The 20,837-nt window shown below is 72.8% G+C and carries 18 protein-coding genes; 9 read left to right on the top strand and 9 right to left on the bottom strand.

Features of this window, described 5'->3' with window-relative positions; translation table 11 throughout:
- The first annotated feature begins 11 nt into the window (after positions 1-11).
- From ACFWW8_RS01245 to ACFWW8_RS01235, 3 genes are all read left to right on the top strand, one after another.
- Positions 12-953, top strand: coding sequence for an RluA family pseudouridine synthase (locus ACFWW8_RS01245; protein ID WP_267720927.1), 942 nt, complete (start codon positions 12-14; stop codon positions 951-953).
- A 38-nt stretch (positions 954-991) separates the two neighbouring features.
- Entirely contained in the window at positions 992-1,420 is a 429-nt protein-coding gene (locus ACFWW8_RS01240) for a GNAT family N-acetyltransferase (protein WP_386522224.1), read from the top strand.
- A gap of 173 nt (positions 1,421-1,593) precedes the next feature.
- Positions 1,594-3,186 (top strand): Na+/H+ antiporter, encoded by a 1,593-nt coding sequence (locus ACFWW8_RS01235; RefSeq protein WP_386521940.1) that lies wholly within the window; start codon positions 1,594-1,596, stop codon positions 3,184-3,186.
- Positions 3,187-3,261: 75 nt separating this feature from the next.
- Here ACFWW8_RS01235 and ACFWW8_RS01230 read toward each other — a convergent pair whose 3' ends face one another.
- The gene (locus ACFWW8_RS01230) at positions 3,262-4,344 is read right to left on the bottom strand and encodes a mechanosensitive ion channel family protein (protein WP_386522221.1); all 1,083 of its coding nucleotides are present in this window, start codon (positions 4,342-4,344) and stop codon (positions 3,262-3,264) included.
- A gap of 55 nt (positions 4,345-4,399) precedes the next feature.
- Between ACFWW8_RS01230 and ACFWW8_RS01225 the strand changes: the two genes are divergently transcribed.
- Positions 4,400-4,969: a dienelactone hydrolase family protein gene (locus ACFWW8_RS01225; RefSeq protein ID WP_386521937.1), complete on the top strand. Its 570-nt coding sequence runs from the start codon at positions 4,400-4,402 to the stop codon at positions 4,967-4,969.
- A 133-nt stretch (positions 4,970-5,102) separates the two neighbouring features.
- Here the strand turns inward: ACFWW8_RS01225 and ACFWW8_RS01220 are convergent, their stop codons facing one another.
- From ACFWW8_RS01220 to ACFWW8_RS01205, 4 genes are all read right to left on the bottom strand, one after another.
- Positions 5,103-6,776 carry an alkaline phosphatase D family protein gene (locus ACFWW8_RS01220; protein ID WP_386521935.1) on the bottom strand — a complete coding sequence of 558 codons (1,674 nt, stop codon included), beginning with the start codon at positions 6,774-6,776 and terminating at the stop codon, positions 5,103-5,105.
- A gap of 96 nt (positions 6,777-6,872) precedes the next feature.
- On the bottom strand, positions 6,873-7,667 hold the full coding sequence (locus tag ACFWW8_RS01215; protein WP_386521933.1) for a DsbA family protein: 795 nt from the start codon (positions 7,665-7,667) through the stop codon (positions 6,873-6,875).
- A gap of 45 nt (positions 7,668-7,712) precedes the next feature.
- Complete coding sequence (locus ACFWW8_RS01210; RefSeq protein ID WP_386521931.1) at positions 7,713-8,402, bottom strand: hypothetical protein; 690 nt, start codon at positions 8,400-8,402, stop codon at positions 7,713-7,715.
- A gap of 59 nt (positions 8,403-8,461) precedes the next feature.
- Positions 8,462-9,787, bottom strand: coding sequence for a DUF2252 domain-containing protein (locus ACFWW8_RS01205; protein ID WP_386521928.1), 1,326 nt, complete (start codon positions 9,785-9,787; stop codon positions 8,462-8,464).
- 182 nt (positions 9,788-9,969) lie between these two features.
- Here ACFWW8_RS01205 and dnaE point away from each other — a divergent pair, with 182 nt between their 5' ends.
- Positions 9,970-13,512 (top strand): DNA polymerase III subunit alpha, encoded by a 3,543-nt coding sequence (gene dnaE / locus ACFWW8_RS01200; protein ID WP_386521926.1) that lies wholly within the window; start codon positions 9,970-9,972, stop codon positions 13,510-13,512.
- Between the two features lie 89 nt (positions 13,513-13,601).
- Here dnaE and ACFWW8_RS01195 read toward each other — a convergent pair whose 3' ends face one another.
- Positions 13,602-13,769 carry a hypothetical protein gene (locus ACFWW8_RS01195; RefSeq protein ID WP_386521923.1) on the bottom strand — a complete coding sequence of 56 codons (168 nt, stop codon included), beginning with the start codon at positions 13,767-13,769 and terminating at the stop codon, positions 13,602-13,604.
- Between the two features lie 220 nt (positions 13,770-13,989).
- Between ACFWW8_RS01195 and ACFWW8_RS01190 the strand changes: the two genes are divergently transcribed.
- The 4 genes from ACFWW8_RS01190 to ACFWW8_RS01175 are packed head-to-tail and all read left to right on the top strand — an operon-like array spanning position 13,990 to position 17,881.
- Positions 13,990-15,309: an NYN domain-containing protein gene (locus ACFWW8_RS01190; RefSeq protein WP_386521922.1), complete on the top strand. Its 1,320-nt coding sequence runs from the start codon at positions 13,990-13,992 to the stop codon at positions 15,307-15,309.
- A 28-nt stretch (positions 15,310-15,337) separates the two neighbouring features.
- Positions 15,338-16,387 carry an ABC transporter ATP-binding protein gene (locus tag ACFWW8_RS01185; protein ID WP_386521920.1) on the top strand — a complete coding sequence of 350 codons (1,050 nt, stop codon included), beginning with the start codon at positions 15,338-15,340 and terminating at the stop codon, positions 16,385-16,387.
- Positions 16,384-17,193 (top strand): ABC transporter permease, encoded by an 810-nt coding sequence (locus tag ACFWW8_RS01180; RefSeq protein WP_386521918.1) that lies wholly within the window; start codon positions 16,384-16,386, stop codon positions 17,191-17,193. The genes ACFWW8_RS01185 and ACFWW8_RS01180 overlap by 4 nt, the downstream gene beginning before the upstream one ends.
- A gap of 34 nt (positions 17,194-17,227) precedes the next feature.
- A complete protein-coding gene (locus ACFWW8_RS01175; RefSeq protein WP_386521916.1) occupies positions 17,228-17,881 on the top strand; it encodes a hypothetical protein in 654 nt (217 codons plus the stop codon).
- 65 nt (positions 17,882-17,946) lie between these two features.
- On the opposite strand, the gene ybaK is transcribed toward ACFWW8_RS01175, so the two are convergent.
- From ybaK to ACFWW8_RS01160, 3 genes are read right to left on the bottom strand one after another with little or no spacing between them, the layout of a single operon-like run.
- Positions 17,947-18,441 (bottom strand): Cys-tRNA(Pro) deacylase, encoded by a 495-nt coding sequence (gene ybaK / locus ACFWW8_RS01170; RefSeq protein WP_386521913.1) that lies wholly within the window; start codon positions 18,439-18,441, stop codon positions 17,947-17,949.
- Positions 18,441-19,178: an LON peptidase substrate-binding domain-containing protein gene (locus ACFWW8_RS01165; RefSeq protein WP_386521911.1), complete on the bottom strand. Its 738-nt coding sequence runs from the start codon at positions 19,176-19,178 to the stop codon at positions 18,441-18,443. Before ACFWW8_RS01165 ends, ybaK begins: the two co-directional genes overlap by 1 nt.
- A gap of 34 nt (positions 19,179-19,212) precedes the next feature.
- Positions 19,213-20,808, bottom strand: a complete 1,596-nt coding sequence (locus tag ACFWW8_RS01160) for an oxidoreductase (protein WP_386521908.1) — start codon at positions 20,806-20,808, stop codon at positions 19,213-19,215.
- Positions 20,809-20,837 lie beyond the last annotated feature (29 nt).

The following is a 20,837-nucleotide window of genomic DNA, read 5'->3' as shown; positions in this document are numbered from 1 at the left end:
ATACTCGACGGGTGAGTACGATTCCCGAGATCCGAACCCTGCCCGTTCCCGATGGCCTCGAGGGCGAGCGCGTCGATGCCGCCATCGCCCGTATGTTCGGTTTTTCCCGGACGAAGGCGGCCGAACTCGCGGCCGCGGGAAAGGTGTCGGTCGACGGCAGTGTCGTCGGGAAGTCCGAGCGCGTGCACGGTGGCGCCTGGCTCGAAGTCGAGATGCCCGCCCCGCCGCGGCCCGTCGAGGTGATCGCCGAGCCCGTCCCGGGCATGGAGATCGTCCATGACGACGACGACATCGTCGTCATCATGAAGCCGGTGGGCGTCGCCGCCCACCCGAGCCCCGGCTGGACCGGCACCACCGTCATCGGCGGCCTCGCCGCCGCCGGCTACCGCATCTCCACCTCCGGCGCCGCCGAGCGCCAGGGCATCGTGCACCGGCTCGACGTCGGTACCTCGGGGCTGATGGCCGTCGCGAAGTCGGAGCGGGCCTACACCTCGCTCAAGAACCAGTTCCGCGAGCGCGTCGTCGACAAGCGCTACCACGCGCTGGTCCAGGGCCACCCGGACCCGATGAGCGGCACCATCGACGCGCCGATCGGCCGCCACCCGAGCGCCGACTACAAGTGGGCCGTGACCCAGGAGGGCAAGCCCTCCGTCACCCACTACGACCTGATCGAGGCCTTCCGCGCCGCCTCGCTGCTGGACATCAAGCTGGAGACGGGGCGCACGCACCAGATCCGCGTGCACATGGCCGCGCACCGCCACCCGTGCGTAGGCGACCTGACCTACGGCGCCGACCCGACCGTCGCCAAGCGCCTGGGCCTCACCCGGCAGTGGCTGCACGCGGTCCGGCTCGGCTTCGAGCACCCGTCGGACGGGCAGTGGGTCGAGTTCGAGAGCACCTACCCGGCCGACCTGCGCAACGCGCTGGACGTGATCCGGGCGGAGAGCGAGTGACCGCCTTCGCCGTCCGGGTGGCCGAGGGGGAGGCCGACATGGCGGCCTGCTTCGCGGTCCGGACGGCGGTGTTCGTGGAAGAGCAGTCCGTGCCGCCGGCGATCGAGTACGACGCGTACGACGCGGACGCGGTGCACCTGCTGGCCGTGGGCGCCGACGGGGAACCGCTGGGCACGGGCCGGCTCCTGCACGGACCCGCCGCGCTGGCCAAGACCGGGTCCGCGGACATCGGTTCGCTGGGGCGGCTCGCCGTGACCGCGTCCGCGCGCGGGCTCGGCGTGGGCGTGGCGCTGGTCCGCGCGATCGAGGCGGAGGCGGCCGGGCGGGGCCTGACGGCCGTCGACCTGGGCGCGCAGACGCACGCGCTGGGCTTCTACGAGCGGCTCGGGTACACGGCGTACGGGCCGGAGTTCCTGGACGCGGGCATCCCGCACCGCTCGATGCGGCGCCCTCTCGCGGGGAGCTGACCCGGCCTCCTGCGGACCGCGGCCCGGCCCGCGCCCGTCGTGCCGCGCAGCTGCCCGCGGCTCCGCCCCCGGAGCCCCGCGCCTCACACGCCGTCGGGGCCGGATGTGCCGACACGGTTCGGCGGAGGTGTTCGCCGGGCACGCCGGGAGCGGCGGACTGGCAGGGTGGGGGAGTGGATCAGCTAGCTCTGCTGTTCGTGCTGCTGCTCGGGGCCGTGGTCACCGTCCCGCTCGGAGACCGGCTCGGACTGCCCGCACCCGTTCTCATGACCATCGGCGGGGTGGCCCTCGCCCTGCTGCCGGCCGTGCCGAACGTCGACATCCCGCCCGACTACATCCTGCCGCTGGTGCTCCCACCGCTGCTGTACGCCTCCGTGCAGCGCACCTCCTGGCGCCAGTTCGCCGCCAACGTCCGGCCCATCCTGCTGCTGGCCGTGGCCCTGGTGTTCGTCACGACGGCCGCCGTCGCCGCCGTCGCGCACGCCGCCGTGCCCGGGCTGCCGATCGCCGCCGCGGTCGCGCTCGGCGCGCTCGTCGCGCCGCCCGACCCGGTCGCCGCCACCGCCGTCGCCGGCTCGCTGGGGCTGCCCCGCCGCATGGTGTCGATCCTGGAGGGTGAGGGGCTCTTCAACGACGTCACCGCCATCGTGCTCTACCACGTGGCCGTCGCCGCCGCCGTCAGCGGCAGCTTCTCGTGGCCGGAGGCGCTCGGCGAGTTCGTGCTGTCCGCCGTCGTCGCCGTCGTCGTCGGCCTCGCCTTCGGCTGGATCACCCACCGCATGATGAGCAGGCTCGGCGACGCCACGCTGCAGATCGGCCTGACGCTGCTGGTGCCGTTCGTCTCGTACGTGGTCGCGGAGGAGCTCCAGGGGTCGGGGGTGCTGGCCGTCCTGACGACGGCGCTCTTCCTGGCCGAGTACGCGTCGGACGCCGACGACGTACTGGGACGGCTCGCCGGGCACACCTTCTGGGAAGTCGTCGACATGCTGGTCACGGGGGTGGCGTTCGGGCTGATCGGCCTGGAGCTCCACAACGTGTTCGGCACCGCGCAGGGGCGCGCCGGGGAGATGGCCGGCTGGGCGGGCGTCGTGATCGCCGTGGTGGTCGGCGTACGGCTGGTGTGGCTGCTGCCGGCCGGCTGGCTCGCGCAGAAGCTGCACAAGCGGCGCGACTACGACGAGGAGATCCCGGTGAGCTGGCGGGAGAGCGTCGTGATGTGGTGGGCCGGGATGCGGGGCGTGGCCTCGGTGGCGCTGGCCCTCGCCATCCCGCTCGAGACCGACGCGGGCGAACCGTTCCCCGCGCGGGACGAGATCGTCTTCATCGCCTTCGCGGTGATCATGGCGACCCTCGTGGTGCAGGGACTCACCCTGCCGTGGCTGGTGCGGCGCCTGGGGGTGGAGGCCGACTCCGACGCGGACCGCGACGCCGAGCGGGCGCTGGCGATCCGCGCCGCCAAGGCCGCCAAGCGGCGGCTGAAGGAGATCCAGGAGGTGGAGGAGCTCCCGGAGGACCTCGTGGAGACGCTGTACCGGCGGGCGTACGACGTGGGGGCCCGCATCAGCCCCGACATGGTGGACGAGGAACGCCGGGAGGCGTACGCGCAACGGGTCGAGCGGATCAGGGACGTCCAGCGGATCCAGCGCGAGATGATGTCCGCGGCCCGGCACGAGGTGCTGGCCGCGCGCAGCGAGGCCGGGTCCGACCCGGAGATCGTGGACCGGGTGCTGCGGCACCTGGACGTACGCAGCCTGCGGAACCCGTAGGGCGGAGCAGGCCGGGGCCCCACCCGCCCCGGGACCCCGCCGGCCGGCCGGTCGGCCCCCGCCGCGGCCCCGGCCTCACGCGCCGGCGGCTCCCGGGGTCTCGGCGGTCGCGGCCCGGTCGCCCGGTGCGGCGGCGGCCTCGGAGGTCGTGACGCGGGGCAGGGCGTACGGGTGGTGGGCGACGAGCCAGGCGATCATCTGCTCGCGGACCGCGCACCGCACGGTCCAGACGTCGTCGGCGTTCTTCGCCGTGACGATCGCGCGGACCTGCACGGTGCTCGGGGTGGTGTCGGTCACCGCCAGGCCGGCGCCGCGGCCGTCCCATTCGGGGATCTCCTTCAGGAGTTCCCCGAACCGCTCGCGCATGAGGTCGAGCGGCGCCCTGTGGTCGAGGTGCCAGAAGACGGTGCCGGTCATCTCGGCGCCGCCGCGCGACCAGTTCTCGTACGGCTTGCTCGTGAAGTACGAGACCGGCATCGTGATCCGGCGCTCGTCCCAGGTGCGGACGGTGAGGAAGGTCAGGGTGATCTCCTCGACCGTGCCCCACTCCTTGTCGACGACCACCGTGTCGCCGATGCGGACGGTGTCGCCGAAGGCGATCTGCAGGCCGGCGAAGAGGTTGCCCAGCGAGGACTGGGCGGCGATGCCCGCGACGATGCCGAGGACGCCGGCGGAGGCCAGCATCGAGGCGCCGACGGCCTTCATCGGCGGGAAGGTCAGCAGCATGGCCGCGAGGGCGACCACGACCACCACCGCCGTGACCACCCGCTGGATCAGGGTCACCTGGGTGCGCACGCGGCGGACGCGGGCGTCGTCCTGGGCCGCCGAGGCGTAGCGGGCGTACGTGGAGTCGACCGCGGCCGTCGCGATGCGCACGGTCAGCCAGGCCGCGGAGGCGATCGTCACCAGGGTGAGGATCCGCCCGATGTAGAAGGCGTACTCGGGAAGGAGACCCGCCGACCGGTAGGAGCCCCGGAGCAGCGCGGTGCACAGCACGACCTGGAACGGCACCCGGCAGCGGCGCAGCAGCCCCCACAGGGGGGTCTCCGGGTGCCGTCGGTCGATGCGCCGCAGCAGCCGGTCGAGCAGCCACCCCGCGACCAGGGTGATCAGCAACGAGCCGCCGATGACGATCAGGGGGCGTAGCAAGGTCTCCATCTCCATGAGGGGAACGTAACCGGAAGCCGTCCTCGGAAACTGGCACGATGGAGTCATGAACATCATGCTTTTCCATTCGACGTACGGGTTGCGGCCCGCGGTCCACGAGGCGGCCGACCGGCTGCGCGCGGCCGGGCACGAGGTCCAGGTGCCGGACCTCTTCGAGGGGCGCACCTTCGGGACCGTCGAGGAGGGCATGGCACACCAGGACGAGATCGGCCGCGACGAGCTGCTCAAGCGTGCGGTGCTGGCCTCCGCCCCCTTCTCCGACCGCGGCCTGGTCTACGCCGGGTTCTCCTTCGGCGGCTCGGTCGCCCAGCACCTGGCCCTGGCCGACGAGAAAGCGCGCGGGCTGCTGCTCCTGCACGGCACGGCGGACCTGGAGGCGGACGTCTCGGTCGACGAGCTGCCCGTACAGCTGCACATCGCCGATCCGGACCCCTTCGAGCCGCACGACTGGCTGACGGCCTGGTACCTGCGGATGCGGCGGGCCGGGGCGGACGTGGAGGTGCACAGCTATCCGGGCGCCGGGCACCTGTTCACCGACGGGGGCCTGGACGACTACGACGCCGAGGCCGCCGAGCAGGCCTGGAAGGTCGCGATCGGCTTCCTCGACACCCTGTAGGGGCGTGCGCGGCGTCCCCCGGGCCGCCCGGCGGACGGGGAGGCGGCGGGGCGCCCCGCTGAGGGGAGGCGGCGGCGGGGCGCCCCGCCCGTACCGGGCAGGGCCCCCGCCGCCGCGCACGTCCGACGGCCGGTCAGCGCACCGGCTGGTGCACCCGCTCCACCGTCTGGGTCCCGTTCCGGGTCCGGTACGAGCGCGACCACGCGGCCGAGGCGTCCGGGCGGCGCTTGTCGGAGATCACGTAGTAGTCCATCTGCGACCGCTCGGCCGTCACGTCGAGCACGCCGTAGCCGTGCGCGTCCATGTCGAGCCACTTCACGTGCCAGTTGGCGGCCTTGACGGCCGACTCGGCGACCAGCGAGGCGGTGTCCGCCGGGACGTGCAGGATGTCGTCCAGGTTGTCCGAGGTCACGGAGGTGACCACGAACTCGGTCGCGGCCGTCCCCGAGCCCGGGTAGGTCGCCATGTTCACCGGGACCTCGTTCGCCCACGCCATGTGGATGTCGCCGGTCAGGAACACGGTGTTCCTGATGTTCCGGTCCCTCAGGTGGCCCAGCAGCTCCTTGCGGTCGTCCGTGTAGCCGTCCCACTGGTCCACGTTGACGGCGAGGCCGCCCTCGGGCAGGCCCAGCAGCTTGGCGAGCGGCTTCAGCAGGTGCGCGGGCAGTGAGCCGAAGGCCACCGGGGAGATCATCACGGAGGTGCCGACCAGCTTCCAGGTCGCGTCCGAGCCGGCGAGCCCCGCCTTGAGCCAGTCCAGCTGGGCCCGTCCCGTGAGGGTGCGCTCCGGGTCGTCGACCGAGCCGCTCCCGACCTTGACCTGCTGGGAGCGGAAGGAGCGCAGGTCGAGGAGGTGCAGGTCGGCGAGGGTGCCGAAGCGCAGCCGCCGGTAGACGGTGCCGGCGATGGAGGCGCGTACGGGCATCCACTCGAAGTACGCCTGCTTGGCGGCGGCCGCGCGGGCCGCCCACTCGCCCTCGGCGCCCGGGGTGTGGTTCTCCGCGCCGCCCGCCCAGGCGTCGTTGGCGAACTCGTGGTCGTCCCAGATCGCGACGACGGGGTGCGCCTGGTGCAGGGCCTGGAGGTCGGGGTCGGTCTTGTACGTGCCGTGCCGGGTGCGGTAGTCGGCGAGCGAGACGATCTCGTGCCGCGGCTCGTGCGGGCGGACGGTGTACCTGGCCTCCGGGTAGCCCCCCGAGGCGTACTCGTAGACGTAGTCGCCCAGGTGCAGGACCGCGTCCAGGTCGGCGCGGGCGGCCAGGTGGCGGTAGGCGGAGAAGTAGCCGGACTCCCAGTTCGCGCAGGAGACCACGCCGAAGCGGACCGCGGCGGTCGTCGTCCCGGCGGCCGGGGTGGTCAGGGTGCGACCGGCCGGGGAGACGGCGGAGCCGGCGGAGAACCGGTACCAGTACGGCGTCTGCGGGCTCAGGCCGCGCACGTCCACCTTGACGGTGTGGTCAGAGGCGGCGCTCGCGGCGACGGTGCCGGAGGCGACGATCCGGGAGAAGGCCTTGTCCGCGGCCACCTCCCAGCCCACCTGCACGGCCGGGCCGAGGCCGGAGCCGGGCACGGCCTCGGCGGTGGGGGTGACGCGGGTCCACAGCAGGACCCCGTCGGGGAGCGGGTCGCCGGAGGCGACGCCGTGGAGGAACGCGGGCGCGCTCTGAGCGGCGTGGGCCGCGGAGGCGCCCAGCGAGGCGATCGGGGCGAGTGCGGCGGTGGCGGCCGCGGCCAGCACGACCGTGCGGCGGCGCGGAGCGGGGACGCCCGTGGAAGAGGGCGCGGGGGAAGGGAGATGACTGGTCACGGATGATCATGTTACTGGCGGGTATGACCCTCCGTACATCCCTCGGAACGCAAAGAGCGGGCGAACTCCTGGAGTCCGCCCGCCCGTTGGCCGAAATCAGCCTGCCAGGGCCTTGTCGATCGCCGCGGTGAACGCGTCGCCCGTGCCCGGCGTCTCGATCTTCTTCCCGTCCATCTTCAGCGTCGGGGTGCCCGTCACGCCGGACTTGCCGAACTCCTCGGACATCTTCAGCGCCCACCGGTCGTAGGTGCCGTCCTCGACGGCCTTCTTGAACTCGGCGTTGCCCTTGAGCGCCGGAACCGTGTCCGCGACCTTCAGGAGGTAGTCGTCCTTGGCGAAGCTGTCGACGGTCTCCTCGGGGTGCAGTTCCTTGGAGTAGAGCGCCGCCTTGTAGTCGAGGAAGGCCTCCGGGCTGACGTTCAGCGCGGCGCCCAGGGCGCTCAGCGCGTTCTTCGAGCCCTCGCCCTTGACCGCGTTGTCGATGAACGTGGCGCCGAAGTACCGGAGCTTGTACTTGCCGGCGTCGACGTCCTTCTTGACCTGCTCGCCGACGGCCTGCTCGAACGAGGCGCAGGCCGGGCAGCGGGAGTCCTCGTACAGCTCCAGGGTCTTCTTCGCCTCGGGCTTGCCGACGACGACCGTCGTGCCGTCCTCGCCCTCGGTGTTCTTCGGCTTGATCAGGTCGGCCTTCGCGGCCTTCTCCCAGTAGCCGGGCTTGCCGGACTGGACGACCGCGTAGCCGATGGCGCCGGCTATGGCGAGGACGGCGACGACGGCGCCGCCCACGACCAGCTGGCGGCGCACCTTGTCCTTCTTCGCCTGGGCCTCGCGCTCGGCGCGGAGCCGCTCGCGGGCCGCCGCCTTGTTCGCCTGGCTGTTGCGTGAACTCATGGTGATCTCCGTGGAATGCGATGTGATGGGGGTGTCGTCCGTACGTCAGGCGCGCGCGAGCGCACCGGGCACGGGCGGCCCCCGCCGTCCCACGGAGTGGGCGGGGAACCGGGTACGGGCCCCCGCGCCCGGGAGCACCGACCGCAGCACCCGCCGCGCCGGTCGCGGGGCCGGCGCCACCGAGGCCACCGCCAGCAGCAGCGGACGGAACGCGCCGACGGCGACCGCCCGCAGCAGCTGGGCCAGCGCCCGCTCGCCGCAGTGCAGCCACCCGGCGGCCACCAGGCCGACCGACACGTGCGCCCCGAGCAGCAGCCAGGGCGTCCATGGCCCGGGCGAGGCCAGCAGCGTCGCCGGATCGGCGACGGGCCCGGCCACCTCGGTCAGCGGCCCGCCCACCGGGGAGCCGCCGCACAGCGCGTCCAGGCCCATCGCGCGCAGCGGCCCGGAGACCGGTCCGCCCGCCGGGCCGTAGCAGAGGTGCTGCCCGGCGGTGAAGACGGTGTCGGCGGCCAGCTCCAGCGGTACGAGCAGCCCGGCGATCGGCCCGAAGGCCCGCCGCCGGCCGGCCAGCGCGTAGGCGATCACGAAGACGCCGGCGAAGGCCCCGGCCAGCAGCGGGGCCGGAAGCGGCACCCGGGACATCAGGACGTGAGAGCCCGCGGACAGCAGCACGACGAACGCGCTGAACAGCGCGGCCCGCAGCCCTCGGAGTCCTGCCCCTGATATGTCCATCGTCGCGAGTGTGCCACGAGACCCTGTGGAGCCGGTCCACAGGGCCCGGCTCCCGCGGCTCACGGCATCAGGCGGCCGTTGCGGAAGAGGTCCACGAAGATCTGGTGGTCGGCGCGGGCCCGGGCGCCGTACGCGTGGGCGAACTCCACGAGCAGCTCCGCGAAGCCCTCCTCGTCGGCAGCGATCGCCGCGTCGATGGCCCGCTCGGTCGAGAACGGGACCAGGGAGTGGCCGCTCTCCGCCTCGTCGGCCGCCCCGTGCATGGTCGCCGTGGCCCGGCCCAGGTCGGCGACGACGGCGGCGATCTCCTCCGGGTCGTCCAGGTCCGCCCAGTCCAGGTCCACCGCGTACGGGGAGACCTCCGCCACCAGCTGCCCGGAGCCGTCCAGCTCCGTCCACCCCAGCCACGGGTCGGCGTGCGCCTGCAGGGCGCGCTGGGAGATCACCGTGCGGTGGCCCTCGTGGTGGAAGTAGTCGCGGACGGCCCGGTCGGTGACGTGACGGGAGACCGCCGGGGTCTGCGCCTGCTTGAGGTAGATCACGACGTCGTTCTCCAGGGCGTCGCTGTGCCCCTCCAGCAGGATGTTGTACGAGGGCAGCCCGGCCGAGCCGATGCCGACGCCCCGGCGGCCCACCACGTCCTTGACCCGGTAGGAGTCGGGCCGGACCAGGGACTCGTCGGGCAGCGTCTCCAGGTAGCCGTCGAAGGCGTCCAGGACCTTGTAGCGCGTCGCCGCGTCGAGCTCGATGGTGCCCGCGCCGGGCGCGAAGCGGCGCTCGAACTCCCGGATCTCCGTCATCGAGTCCAGCAGGGAGAAGCGGGTGCGCGCGCGGGCCGCGCGCAGGGCGCCCAGCAGCGGGCCGTCGGCGGTGTCCAGGGTGAAGGAGGGCACCTCCTCGTACTTGGCCCCGGCGGCCAGGCGGTGGACGCGCTCCCGGTAGGCGCCGGCGTAGGTCCGCACCAGGTCGCTGATCTGCTCGTCGCTGAGCGCCTTGGTGTAGCCGATCAGCGCCACGGAGGCCGCGAACCGCTTCAGGTCCCAGGTGAAGGGGCCGACGTACGCCTCGTCGAAGTCGTTGACGTTGAAGACCAGCCGGCCGTTGGAGTCCATGTACGTGCCGAAGTTCTCGGCGTGCAGGTCGCCGTGGATCCACACCCGGCCGGTGCGCTCGTCCACGTAGGGGCCGCCCTGTCCGTCGCGCTCCAGGTCCGCGTAGAAGAGGCAGGCCGTGCCGCGGTAGAAGGCGAAGGCCGAGGCCGCCATCTTGCGGAATTTGACCTGGAAGGCAGCCGGGTCGGCTGCGAGGAGCTCGCCGAACGCGGTGTCGAACACACCGAGTATCTGCTCGGCACGCTGTTCGTCGGTCGTCTCGGGAACCGCCATGGCGGATGCCTCCTGGTGGCGCGGGGTGGAGCGCGGGTGGAGCGCTGTGCTGACCGTGCTGGCAGGACCGGGGTCCTTGGTTCTGCAACGGACGACCGTACCCGTCGGTGCCCGTGATCTGTCATCCGGGAGACGTAGGATTCGTAGCTGCCGCCCTCTCTCCCCGCCGGAGGATCCCCACCGTGACCAAACCGCCGTTCACGCACCTGCACGTCCACACCCAGTACTCCCTGCTGGACGGTGCCGCGCGGCTGAAGGACATGTTCAACGCGTGCAACGAGATGGGCATGTCCCACATCGCGATGTCCGACCACGGCAACCTGCACGGGGCCTACGACTTCTTCCACACCGCGAAGAAGGCCGGGATCACCCCGATCATCGGCATCGAGGCGTACGTCGCCCCCGAGTCCCGGCGCAACAAGCGGCGCATCCAGTGGGGCCAGCCGCACCAGAAGCGCGACGACGTCTCCGGCTCCGGCGGCTACACCCACAAGACGATCTGGGCGGCGAACGCCACCGGCCTGAACAACCTCTTCCGGCTGTCCTCCGACGCGTACGCCGAGGGCTGGCTCACCAAGTGGCCCCGCATGGACAAGGAGACGATCAGCCAGTGGTCCGAGGGGCTCATCGCCTCCACCGGCTGCCCCTCCGGCGAGATCCAGACCCGGCTGCGCCTCGGCCAGTTCGACGAGGCCCTCAAGGCCGCCTCCGAGTACCAGGACATCTTCGGCAAGGAGCGGTACTTCCTGGAGCTGATGGACCACGGCATCGAGATCGAGCGCCGGGTCCGCGACGGGCTCCTGGAGATCGGCAAGAAGCTCGGCATCCCGCCGCTGGTCACGAACGACTCGCACTACACCTACGCCAGCGAGGCCGGCGCCCACGACGCCCTGCTCTGCATCCAGACCGGCAAGAACCTCTCCGACCCGGACCGCTTCCGCTTCGACGGCACCGGCTACTACCTGAAGTCCACGGACGAGATGTACGCCATCGACTCCTCGGACGCCTGGCAGGAGGGCTGCGCCAACACCCGGCTGGTCGCGGAGCAGGTCGACACCGAGGGCATGTTCCAGTTCCGGAACCTGATGCCGAAGTTCGACATCCCGGACGGCTACACCGAGGTCACGTGGTTCCGCGAGGAGACCATGCGCGGCATGGAGCGCCGCTACCCGGGGGGCATCCCGGAGGACCGGATGAAGCAGGCCGAGTACGAGATGGACACGATCATCTCGATGGGCTTCCCCGGCTACTTCCTCGTGGTCGCCGACTTCATCATGTGGGCGAAGAACCAGGGCATCGCGGTGGGCCCGGGCCGAGGCTCCGCGGCCGGATCGATCGTCGCGTACGCCATGGGCATCACCGACCTCGACCCGATCACCCACGGCCTGATCTTCGAGCGCTTCCTGAACCCCGAGCGCGTCTCCATGCCCGACGTCGACATCGACTTCGACGAGCGCAGGCGCGTCGAGGTGATCCGGTACGTGACCGAGAAGTACGGCGCCGACAAGGTCGCCATGATCGGCACCTACGGCACCATCAAGGCCAAGAACGCGATCAAGGACTCCGCCCGCGTCCTCGGCTACCCCTACGCCATGGGCGACCGGCTCACCAAGGCCATGCCCGCGGACGTCCTCGGCAAGGGCATCCCGCTCTCCGGCATCCTCGACCCGACGCACCCCCGCTACAGCGAGGCCGGCGAGATCCGCGGGATGTACGAGAACGAGCCGGACGTGAAGAAGGTCATCGACACCGCCCGCGGTGTGGAGGGACTGGTCCGGCAGATGGGCGTGCACGCCGCCGGCGTGATCATGTCCAGCGAGACGATCACCGACCACGTGCCCGTCTGGGTGCGGCACTCCGACGGCGTCACCATCACCCAGTGGGACTACCCGAGCTGCGAGTCGCTCGGCCTGCTGAAGATGGACTTCCTCGGCCTGCGCAACCTCACGATCATGGACGACGCCGTCAAGATGGTGAAGGCCAACAAGGGGATCGACATCGATCTCCTCGGCCTCCCGCTCGACGACCCCAAGACCTTCGAACTGCTCGGCCGTGGCGACACCCTCGGCGTCTTCCAGTTCGACGGCGGGCCCATGCGCTCCCTGCTGCGCCTGATGAAGCCCGACAACTTCGAGGACATCTCCGCCGTCTCGGCCCTGTACCGGCCGGGTCCGATGGGCATGAACTCGCACACGAACTACGCCCTGCGCAAGAACAAGCAGCAGGAGATCACCCCGATCCACCCGGAGCTGGAGGGCCCGCTCGAAGAGGTCCTCGCCGTCACCTACGGCCTGATCGTCTACCAGGAGCAGGTCCAGAAGGCCGCCCAGATCATCGCCGGGTACTCGCTCGGCGAGGCCGACATCCTGCGTCGCGTGATGGGCAAGAAGAAGCCCGACGAGCTGGCGAAGAACTTCGTCATCTTCGAGGCGGGGGCCAAGAAGAAGGGCTTCAGCGACCAGGCGATCAAGGCACTCTGGGACGTCCTGGTCCCCTTCGCCGGCTACGCCTTCAACAAGGCCCACTCGGCCGCCTACGGGCTCGTCTCCTACTGGACCGCCTACCTCAAGGCGAACTTCCCGGCCGAGTACATGGCCGGTCTGCTCACCTCGGTCAAGGACGACAAGGACAAGTCCGCGATCTACCTCAACGAGTGCCGGCGCATGGGCATCAAGGTCCTGCCGCCGAACGTGAACGAGTCGGAGCCGAACTTCGCGGCCCAGGGCGACGACGTGATCCTCTTCGGCCTCACCGCCGTCCGCAACGTCGGCACCAACGTCGTGGAATCGATCATCAAGAGCAGGAAGGCGAAGGGGAAGTTCTCCTCCTTCCCCGACTTCCTGGACAAGGTCGAGGCCGTCGTCTGCAACAAGCGCACCGTCGAGTCGCTGATCAAGGCCGGGGCCTTCGACGAGATGGGCCACACCCGCAAGGGCCTCGTCGCCCACCACGAACCGATGATCGACAACGTGGTGGCGGTCAAGCGCAAGGAGGCCGAGGGACAGTTCGACCTCTTCGGCGCGATGGGCGACGAGAGCGCGGGCGACGAGCCCGGCTTCGGCCTCGACGTGGTCTTCTCCGACGTCGAGTGGGAGAAGTCCTACCTGCTCGCCCAGGAGCGCGAGATGCTCGGCCTCTACGTCTCCGACCACCCGCTCTTCGGCCTGGAGCACGTGCTGTCCGACAAGACGGACGCCGGCATCTCCCAGCTGACCGGCGGAGAGCACTCCGACGGCGCGGTCGTCACCATCGGCGGCATCATCTCGGGCCTCCAGCGCAAGATGACCAAGCAGGGCAACGCCTGGGCCATCGCCACCGTCGAGGACTTGGCCGGCTCCATCGAGTGCATGTTCTTCCCCGCGACCTACCAGCTCGTCTCCACCCAGCTGGTCGAGGACACCGTCGTCTTCGTCAAGGGCCGCCTCGACAAGCGCGAGGACGTCCCCCGGCTGGTCGCGATGGAGATGATGGTCCCCGACGTCTCCTCGGCCGGCACCAACGCGCCCGTCGTCCTCACCATCCCCACCGTCAAGGTCACGCCGCCGATGGTGACCCGGCTGGGCGAGATCCTGCGCCACCACCAGGGCAACACCGAGGTGCGGATCAAGCTCCAGGGCCCCCGGTCGACCACCGTCCTGCGGCTCGACAAGCACCGCGTCAAGCCCGACCCGGCGCTGTTCGGCGACCTCAAGGTGCTGCTCGGACCGGCCTGTCTGGCCGGATAGGCACGGCCGCCGACCGTACGGAAGGGCCCGCCCGGCGATGCCGGGCGGGCCCTTCCGTCACTTCACGCGCGGGCGCGGGCCCGCGGGCGTCAGTTGTGGCCGAACTTCTTCTGCTTGCTCTTGTGGGCCATGTCCATCGGACTCGGCGCCTGGGACATCGACTCCGACGAGGACTCCGCCGAGCTCTTCGCCTGGTCCGGCGCGGACGAGCGGTTCTGCTGCTTCGCCGGCTGCTTCTGGTTCTTGTTCTTGGCCATGGTGGAGCCTCCGTGAGGGTCTAGGGGCCAGGACGCCTTCACACTCACACAACGCCAGAAACCGCGCATTTTGGATCATTACTGCGCGTAGCCGACGGTCTCCCGTGCCCTCTTCCGCGCCCCGCGTGAGATCCGCCACGCCGATGATCGAGTTCCGGCCGTCAACGCCCTTGCGGTCGGGCAGACTCGGGGAATATCCAGAGGACCCCCACGGAAGAGGGTGGAACGCGTGGACCGCTGCGTCGTCCTGGTGGACGCCGGCTATCTGCTGGGCGCCGCCGCCAGCCTTCTCGCAGGGGAGCCCTCGCGCTCCCGCATCACCGTCGACCATGCCGCCCTCATCCAGGGCCTGCGCGAGCGGGCCGAGGCCGACACCGAGCAGCCCCTGCTGCGCATCTACTGGTTCGACGGCGCACCCGACCGGGTGCCGCAGCCCGAGCACCGGCGGCTGCGCGTCATGCCCCGCGTCACCGTCCGGCTGGGCGCCCTGACCCGGAGCGACGGACGCTGGGCACAGAAGGGCGTCGACGCCGCCATGCACGCCGAACTCACCGAGCTGGCCCGCAACCGCGCCTGCTCCGACGTCGTCCTGGTGACCGGCGACGGCGACCTGCTGCCCGGGCTGATGTCCGCCAAGGAGCACGGGGTCGCCGTCCACCTGTGGGCCGTCCAGGCCGCCGACGGCGACTACAACCAGTCCGAGGACCTCGTCGCCGAGGCCGACGAGCGCCGCGTGCTGGACCGGGCCTGGATCACCCGCGCCGTACGGGCCAAGGACCTGGCCGGGCTGTGCTCACCGCCGCCCGCCCCGCGGCCCGACATCGCCGCCATCCTCTCCGCCCCGCTGCCCGAGGCCGCGCTCGCCGAGGCCGCCCGCAACGGCACCGCCGCGGGCGAGGAGCAGCAGCAGGGCGGCGTACCGGTCCCCGCGCCCGCCGCCTCCGGGGGCAGGACCGTACCCACGCCCAAGGACCTCGCCGGCTCGCTGCGGGCCCCCGGACCGCCGAGCGCCGGGCCGGCCGGGGGCAACGGCGGTCAGCCCCCGGCCGGCAGCGCCCTGCGCTGGTCCTCCGACAAGGGCTGGATCGACCGCGCCGGCCCGCTCGGGGAACCCGCCGAGACCGCCTCCCTGCCCACCCTCGCCCAGCTCACCAGCGCCGAGCAGCGCTGGGCGGACCGCGAGGAGGACATCACCACGGTCGGCGGCGACCCGTTCGAGGTCGGGCAGGTGTTCGCCCGGCGGTGGATGGAACGGCTCCCGGAAAGCGTGCACCTCCAGAAGCTGGCCACGATGTACCCGCGGATCCCGCACCGCATCGACGGGGAGCTGCTGCGCTACGCCGCCCGGTTCGGGCTCCTCGCGCACAAGGACGACCAGATCGACGAACACGACCGGTACGCCATCCGCGCCGGTTTCTGGCGGGAGATCGACGTCCGCGCGGCCGCCGAGCACGTGGCCGCCGTACCGGCCGCACCGCCCGGCGCGGGCCCCGCCGACCCCGGAGTCGCGGCGGCGCCGTCGGCCCCGGCGGCCGAGTAGGGGCGGGAACCCCGTAGGCTGCTCCCTCGTGAGCACGGGCACAGCACAGGCGGAACCCCGCGGGAAGCGCGGCACGGCAGCAGCCGCGGAAGCGGCCTCCGACGTGGTCTGCGCGGTGCGTGACCTGGTCAAGACGTATCCCGCGGTGCGCGGTCGGCGCGGAGCTCCCGCCCTGCCCGAGACCCGCGCCACGGACGGCGTCTGCCTCGACGTGCGGCGGGGCGAGATCTTCGGCCTCCTCGGCCCCAACGGCGCCGGCAAGTCCACCCTGGTCCGCCAGCTCACCGGGCTGATGCGGCCGGACGCGGGCACCGTGACCCTGCTCGGACACGACCTCGTACGCCACCCCGGGCGGGCGGCCCGGCTCCTCGCCTACCTGGGGCAGGAGTCCACCGCCCTGGACGAGCTGACCGTGTCCCTGGCCGCCGAGACCACCGGCCGGCTGCGCGGGCTCGACGCCCGGGCGGCGCGGGCGGCGCGCGACCGCGTACTGGACGAGCTCGGGCTGACCGAGATCGCCGGGCGGCCCCTGAAGAAGCTCTCCGGCGGGCAGCGGCGCCTGGCCTGCTTCGCCGCCGCGCTGGTGGGCGAGCGGCCCTTCCTGGTCCTCGACGAGCCCACCACCGGCATGGACCCGCTCGCCCGGCGGGCTGTCTGGTCGGCCGTCGACCGGCGGCGCGAGCGGTACGGCGCGACCGTCCTGCTCGTCACGCACAACGTCATCGAGGCCGAGACCGTCCTCGACCGGGTCGCCGTCATCGACCAGGGCAAGGTCATCGCCTGCGACACCCCGTCCGGGCTGAAGGCCAAGGTCTCCGGCGAGGTCCGGCTGGAGCTGGTGTGGCGCTCCGCCGCGCCGCTGGAGGTGCCGGAGGTCGCGGCGCTCGCCCCGCTGGCCGCCGAGTCCGGGCGCCGCTGGGTGCTGCGGCTGCCGCCGGAGGAGGCGCGAGCCGCGGTGGCCGCCGTCACCGGGGGGCCGGCGTTCGCCGCCCTCGACGATTTCACGTTGGCGACGCCGAGCCTGGAGGACGTCTACCTGGCGCTGGGTGGGCGGATGAAGGGTCTGGTCAAGTCGTGACTACCGCTGCCGCGGACGCCGTGGGCGTCTCCGCCGGGACCGCGTGCGCCCCGGCCGAGCTGGCGCCGAAGGCGCGGTTCTTCCCCGCGCTGGCCGCCGTGTACCGGGCACAGCTGTCCCGGGCCCGGGTCGCGCGCATCCCGCTGCTGTTCGTGGCCACCTTCCAGTCCGTCGGCATCATGATCCTGATGCGGGGCGTGGTGGACGGCGGTTCGGAGGCGCGGGCCGTCGTGGCCGGCTCCTCCGTGCTGGTGGTCGCCTTCGTCGCGCTGAACCTGCTCGCGCAGTACTTCGGGCAACTGCGGGCCGGCGGAGGGCTCGACCACTACGCCACCCTGCCGGTGCCGCCCGCGTCGGTGGTGCTGGGCGCGGCCGCCGCGTACGCCTCCTTCACCCTGCCGGGCACCCTGGTCACCGCGGTGTTCGGGTGCGTGCTCTTCGGGCTGCCGATGGGCGGCCTGTGGATCCTGGCCGCGGTGGTGCCGCTGGCCGGGGCCGCGCTGGCCGGGCTCGGTGCGGCCCTGGGGCTGCTCGCGCCGCGCCAGGAGCTGGCCACGCTGGCCGGACAGCTCGGCATGTCCGCGGCGCTGCTGCTGGGGGTGCTGCCGCCGGAGCGGATGCCGGAGGTGATCGTGTGGGCGCGGGACCTGCTGCCGTCCACGTACGGGGTGGAGGCCTTCGCCCGTACCTTCGCGGCGGACCCCGACTGGGCCGTGGTCCTCCTCGACCTCGGCGTGTGCGCCGCCGTCGGCGTGCTGTCGCTGGCCGTCGCCACCTGGGCGTACCGCCGGGCGGCGGTCCGCTGAAGCCGGTGCCGGGCTTACCTGGCACGATGTGGGGGTGACCGAAGCCGTGACCCCGCCCTCCCCCTTCGACCCGCCGTCGCCGCCGCCCCGCAAGGCCGGCGGGGGCGAGGCCGCCGTCACCCCGGCGGACGTCCGGGACGGCGCCGCCGTCGCCCTCGCGGTCGGTGTGGCCGGCGTGCTCCTCGGACTGCTGTGGGCGTGGCTGGCGCCGCGGGCGCAGTACGTCTCCAACGGGGAGGCGGTGTTCCTGCGGAACTCCGAGAGCGAGGCCCGGATCGGGGCTGACGGCACGTTCTTCCTGCTGGCCGCCGGTCTGGGTGTGCTGAGCGCCGTCGGCGTCTTCCTGTGGCGCCGGGCCGGCGGCGTGACGCTGGTGGTCGGTCTGGCGGTCGGCTCCTGCTTCGCCGCGCTGGTGGGCTGGCGGCTCGGCCTGTGGCTGGGCCCGTCCGCGGATCTGGTCACCGCCGCGCGGCAGGCCGGCAAGGGGGCCCCGTTCGACGCGCCGCTCCAGCTGCTGGCGCACGGGGTGCTGCTCGCGTGGCCGATGGCCGCCGTGCTCGTGCACCTCGGGCTGACGGCCCTGTGGTCCCCGCACGACCCCGAGCCGGTACCGGAGTGGGCCGCCGCCCAGTACCCGCCGCCGCACGTCCACGCCGATCCGGCCGCGCCGGAGCCCCCGCGGGGCTGACCTCGCGAGGCTGATCACGCGCGGGGGCCTGCGGCCCGAGGACCCGGTGGTCGGCCGCCCCGCGGTCAGGCGCGGGCGATGCGGGCCAGGACGGCCCCCGTCAGAGCGGCCAGGTCCGCGGGGGACAGCTCGACCTCCAGGCCCCGGCGGCCCGCCGACACGCAGATCGTGGCGCGGTCCGACGCCGAGGCGTCCAGTACCGTGCGCAGCCGCTTGCGCTGCCCCAGCGGCGAGATGCCGCCCCGGACGTACCCCGTCGTGCGCTCCGCCAGCACCGGGTCGGCCATCGCCGCCCGCTTCCCGCCGACCGCCGTCGCCAGGGCCTTGAGGTCCAGCGAGCCCGACACCGGCACCACGGCCACCGTCAGGACCCCGTCCACGTCCGTGACCAGCGTCTTGAACACCTGGTCCGGGGAGACGCCCATGGCCTCGGCGGCCTCCTCGCCGTACGAGGGGTGCGCCGGGTCGTGCTCGTACGCGTGGGTGGCGAAGGGGACGCCCGCCGCCGCCAGGGCGACGATCGCCGGGGTGCCCGCCGGCTGCGCCTTCCTCCTCGCCATCAGTTCGGGCTCGTGGGGGAGCGGGTCAGGTCCACCGCCGGCAGCGACGGGAGGTGGCGGATCACCGCGGTCTCCGCGCGCAGCAGCTTCAGCTCCTCCGCCAGCCGCGTCGCCGTGTCCGGGGCCTGGAGCAGCCGCTGCTTCGCCGGGATGTCCAGCACCGCCGCCGCGGCCACCAGGTAGGAGACCACCGACGGCTCGTCGGGGAGCTCCGCGCCCGTCAGGGACCGCTCGCGGGCCCCGGCCAGCCGCTTCTGGTAGGCGCGGAAGGCCCGCAGGACCCCCTCGGCCAGGGCGCCGGCACCCTCGCCCTTGTCCTCGGGGAGCTCTTCCAGCTCCGCCGTCAGGTAGGGGCCCGAGGAGTCCACGGACACCAGGCGGACCCGCGTCGTGCCGGTCGCCAGGACCTCGAAGCTGCCGTCCTCCCGCTCCCGGATCGTCGCCGCGTCCGCGATGCAGCCCACCCGGTGGAAGGCCTGGATGGGGTCCGTGCCGAAACCGGCGGCCGGTCCCCGCTCGGGGAGGGCCGTCTGGTCCGGGAGGCCGGGCGCGGTCGGCGCGACCTCCCGGCCGTCGCGGATGGCGACGACCGCGAACCGGCGCGGTTCGTCCTCGCCCGTCTTCAGGAGCTCGCTCATCATGGCGCGATAGCGCTCCTCGAAGATGTTCAGCGGGAGGACGAGTCCCGGGAACAGCACCGAGTTCAGCGGGAACAGGGGCAGGCGAACGGTGGTCACGAGGCACAGGGTAATGGCCGCGGGCCCGGACCCGTCACCCCCGCCTCAGCAGGCGTGACGCGCCCGCGGCCACCGTGGTGGCCAGGATCCACCCCAGGATGACGAGGGCCGCCGCGCCCCACTGCCAGCCGCCCTCCACCTTCCAGTGCCCCTGCTGGCCGAGGTCGATCACCGGCAGCAGGAGGTCGAGCGCGTACAGGGCCGCGTTCCACTGCGGGTGCTCGTCCGCCTTGATCGGCGGGGGATCGTGCTGGGAGAACAGCAGCGCGCCCGCCGCCCACAGGACCACCATCCACAGCGCCGCCCGCCCCGGCCGGTACCCGTAGACCACCGTCCAGTCCTGGAGGTACCCCCAGGCCCGCGCCGCGGGCGGCAGGGTGGCCCGGCGGCGTCGCTGCTTGGTCAGCAGCACCTGACGGGCGTCGGAGTCCTCGCCGCCGGCCCGCAGCACGGCGGCGAGCCGTTCGTACGGGTCCGGCGAGTACTCGGGGGTGGCCGCCGCCACCCAGGCCAGGCGCCGGGCGAGGGGGAAGTGGCCCCGGGGGGCGAGGGTCTCGTAGACGAAGCCCTCGATGGCGAGCCCGCCCGGGCCCGGCCAGCTGGTGGAACTGTCGACCAGCTTGACCACCTTGGCCCCCGACACCACCACCCGCCCGCGCTCCGGCCGCTCGCCGACGAAGCGGAACTCGGGGGTCTGGATCCGGCGCAGGGATATCTCCTGCTCCTCGGTGAGGAGGAAACGGGCGCCGTAGAAGTCGATCGCGTCGCCGAAGCGGCCGTCGTCCAGCCGCAGCCCGCCCCGGCACTCGAAGCGCTGCTGCCGCCGCCCGTCCGGCGGCATCAGGCCCAGACCGTACGGGGGAGTGGAGGAGGGGGAGCCGGGGAGGTGGTCCAGCGCGATCGAGGTCAGGTACAGGGTCCGCTCGACGGTCAGCTGCGGGGCGTTCAGCGCGAAGCGCCCGTACGGGTTGCGCAGGCGGGCCCCGCGCAGGTTCATCGACACGCCGACCTTCGCGCCCCGCAGGCTCACCTCGCCGTAGGTCTCCAGCATCTCGCCCTGGAAGTCCTGCGCGACCGACATGCCGTCGGCGACGACGGCCCGGCCTTTGCTGTCCCGCTGCACCACCGCCTGGCTGATCAGCAGGTCGGTGCCGATCTGCGCGTCGGTCAGCCGGATGCCCCGGGCCACCCGGCAGCGCGGCAGGTGCAGGTCGCCCTCGGTGTGCAGCCGCGCCGCATCCAGCCGCGGGACCGCGCAGTTGACCAGGCGCACCGTGCCGAAGCGGGCCTCCGAGAGCTGGACCTCTCCGTCGAACCGGCAGGACTGGAGCTCCACGTACGGGGCCACCGCACCGCCCGAGAGGTCGAGCCGCCCGGTGATCCGTACGCCGCGCAGCTTGAGCGAGGCCACCCTGCCCGGCACCGGGGGCGGCCCGTGGAGCAGCAGCAGCGCCACCACGTCGGCCCGGACGGCACGCTCCGGCCCCCAGGCCCGCTCGGCGTGCGGATCGTCCCGGTCGGCGGCCCGCGCGCTCAGGTCGCAGACGGCGCCCGTGCGGAACGCCTCCCACATGCGGCGCTCGGGACCGGTGAGGTCCGCCGGCGCCTCGCCCGGGCGTGCCTCGGTCATGCGGTCCCCCTCCGCCGTGCCTGCGTGTG

This window comes from Streptomyces sp. NPDC058701, from assembly GCF_042715295.1.
In the GTDB taxonomy this organism is placed as follows: domain Bacteria; phylum Actinomycetota; class Actinomycetes; order Streptomycetales; family Streptomycetaceae; genus Streptomyces.
Note: the sequence above shows the minus strand (reverse complement) of the source record. Positions and strands in the feature narration are given on the sequence as shown.

Coding starts and splice junctions, on each gene's coding strand:
- ACFWW8_RS01240 (WP_386522224.1), top strand. CDS start 992: ATGGCGGCCTGCTTCGCGGTCCGGACGGCGGTGTTCGTGGAAGAGCAG.
- ACFWW8_RS01230 (WP_386522221.1), bottom strand. CDS start 4,344: ATGGAGACCTTGCTACGCCCCCTGATCGTCATCGGCGGCTCGTTGCTG.
- ACFWW8_RS01225 (WP_386521937.1), top strand. CDS start 4,400: ATGAACATCATGCTTTTCCATTCGACGTACGGGTTGCGGCCCGCGGTC.
- ACFWW8_RS01215 (WP_386521933.1), bottom strand. CDS start 7,667: ATGAGTTCACGCAACAGCCAGGCGAACAAGGCGGCGGCCCGCGAGCGG.
- ACFWW8_RS01210 (WP_386521931.1), bottom strand. CDS start 8,402: ATGGACATATCAGGGGCAGGACTCCGAGGGCTGCGGGCCGCGCTGTTC.
- ACFWW8_RS01205 (WP_386521928.1), bottom strand. CDS start 9,787: ATGGCGGTTCCCGAGACGACCGACGAACAGCGTGCCGAGCAGATACTC.
- ACFWW8_RS01195 (WP_386521923.1), bottom strand. CDS start 13,769: ATGGCCAAGAACAAGAACCAGAAGCAGCCGGCGAAGCAGCAGAACCGC.
- ybaK (WP_386521913.1), bottom strand. CDS start 18,441: ATGGCGAGGAGGAAGGCGCAGCCGGCGGGCACCCCGGCGATCGTCGCC.
- ACFWW8_RS01160 (WP_386521908.1), bottom strand. CDS start 20,808: ATGACCGAGGCACGCCCGGGCGAGGCGCCGGCGGACCTCACCGGTCCC.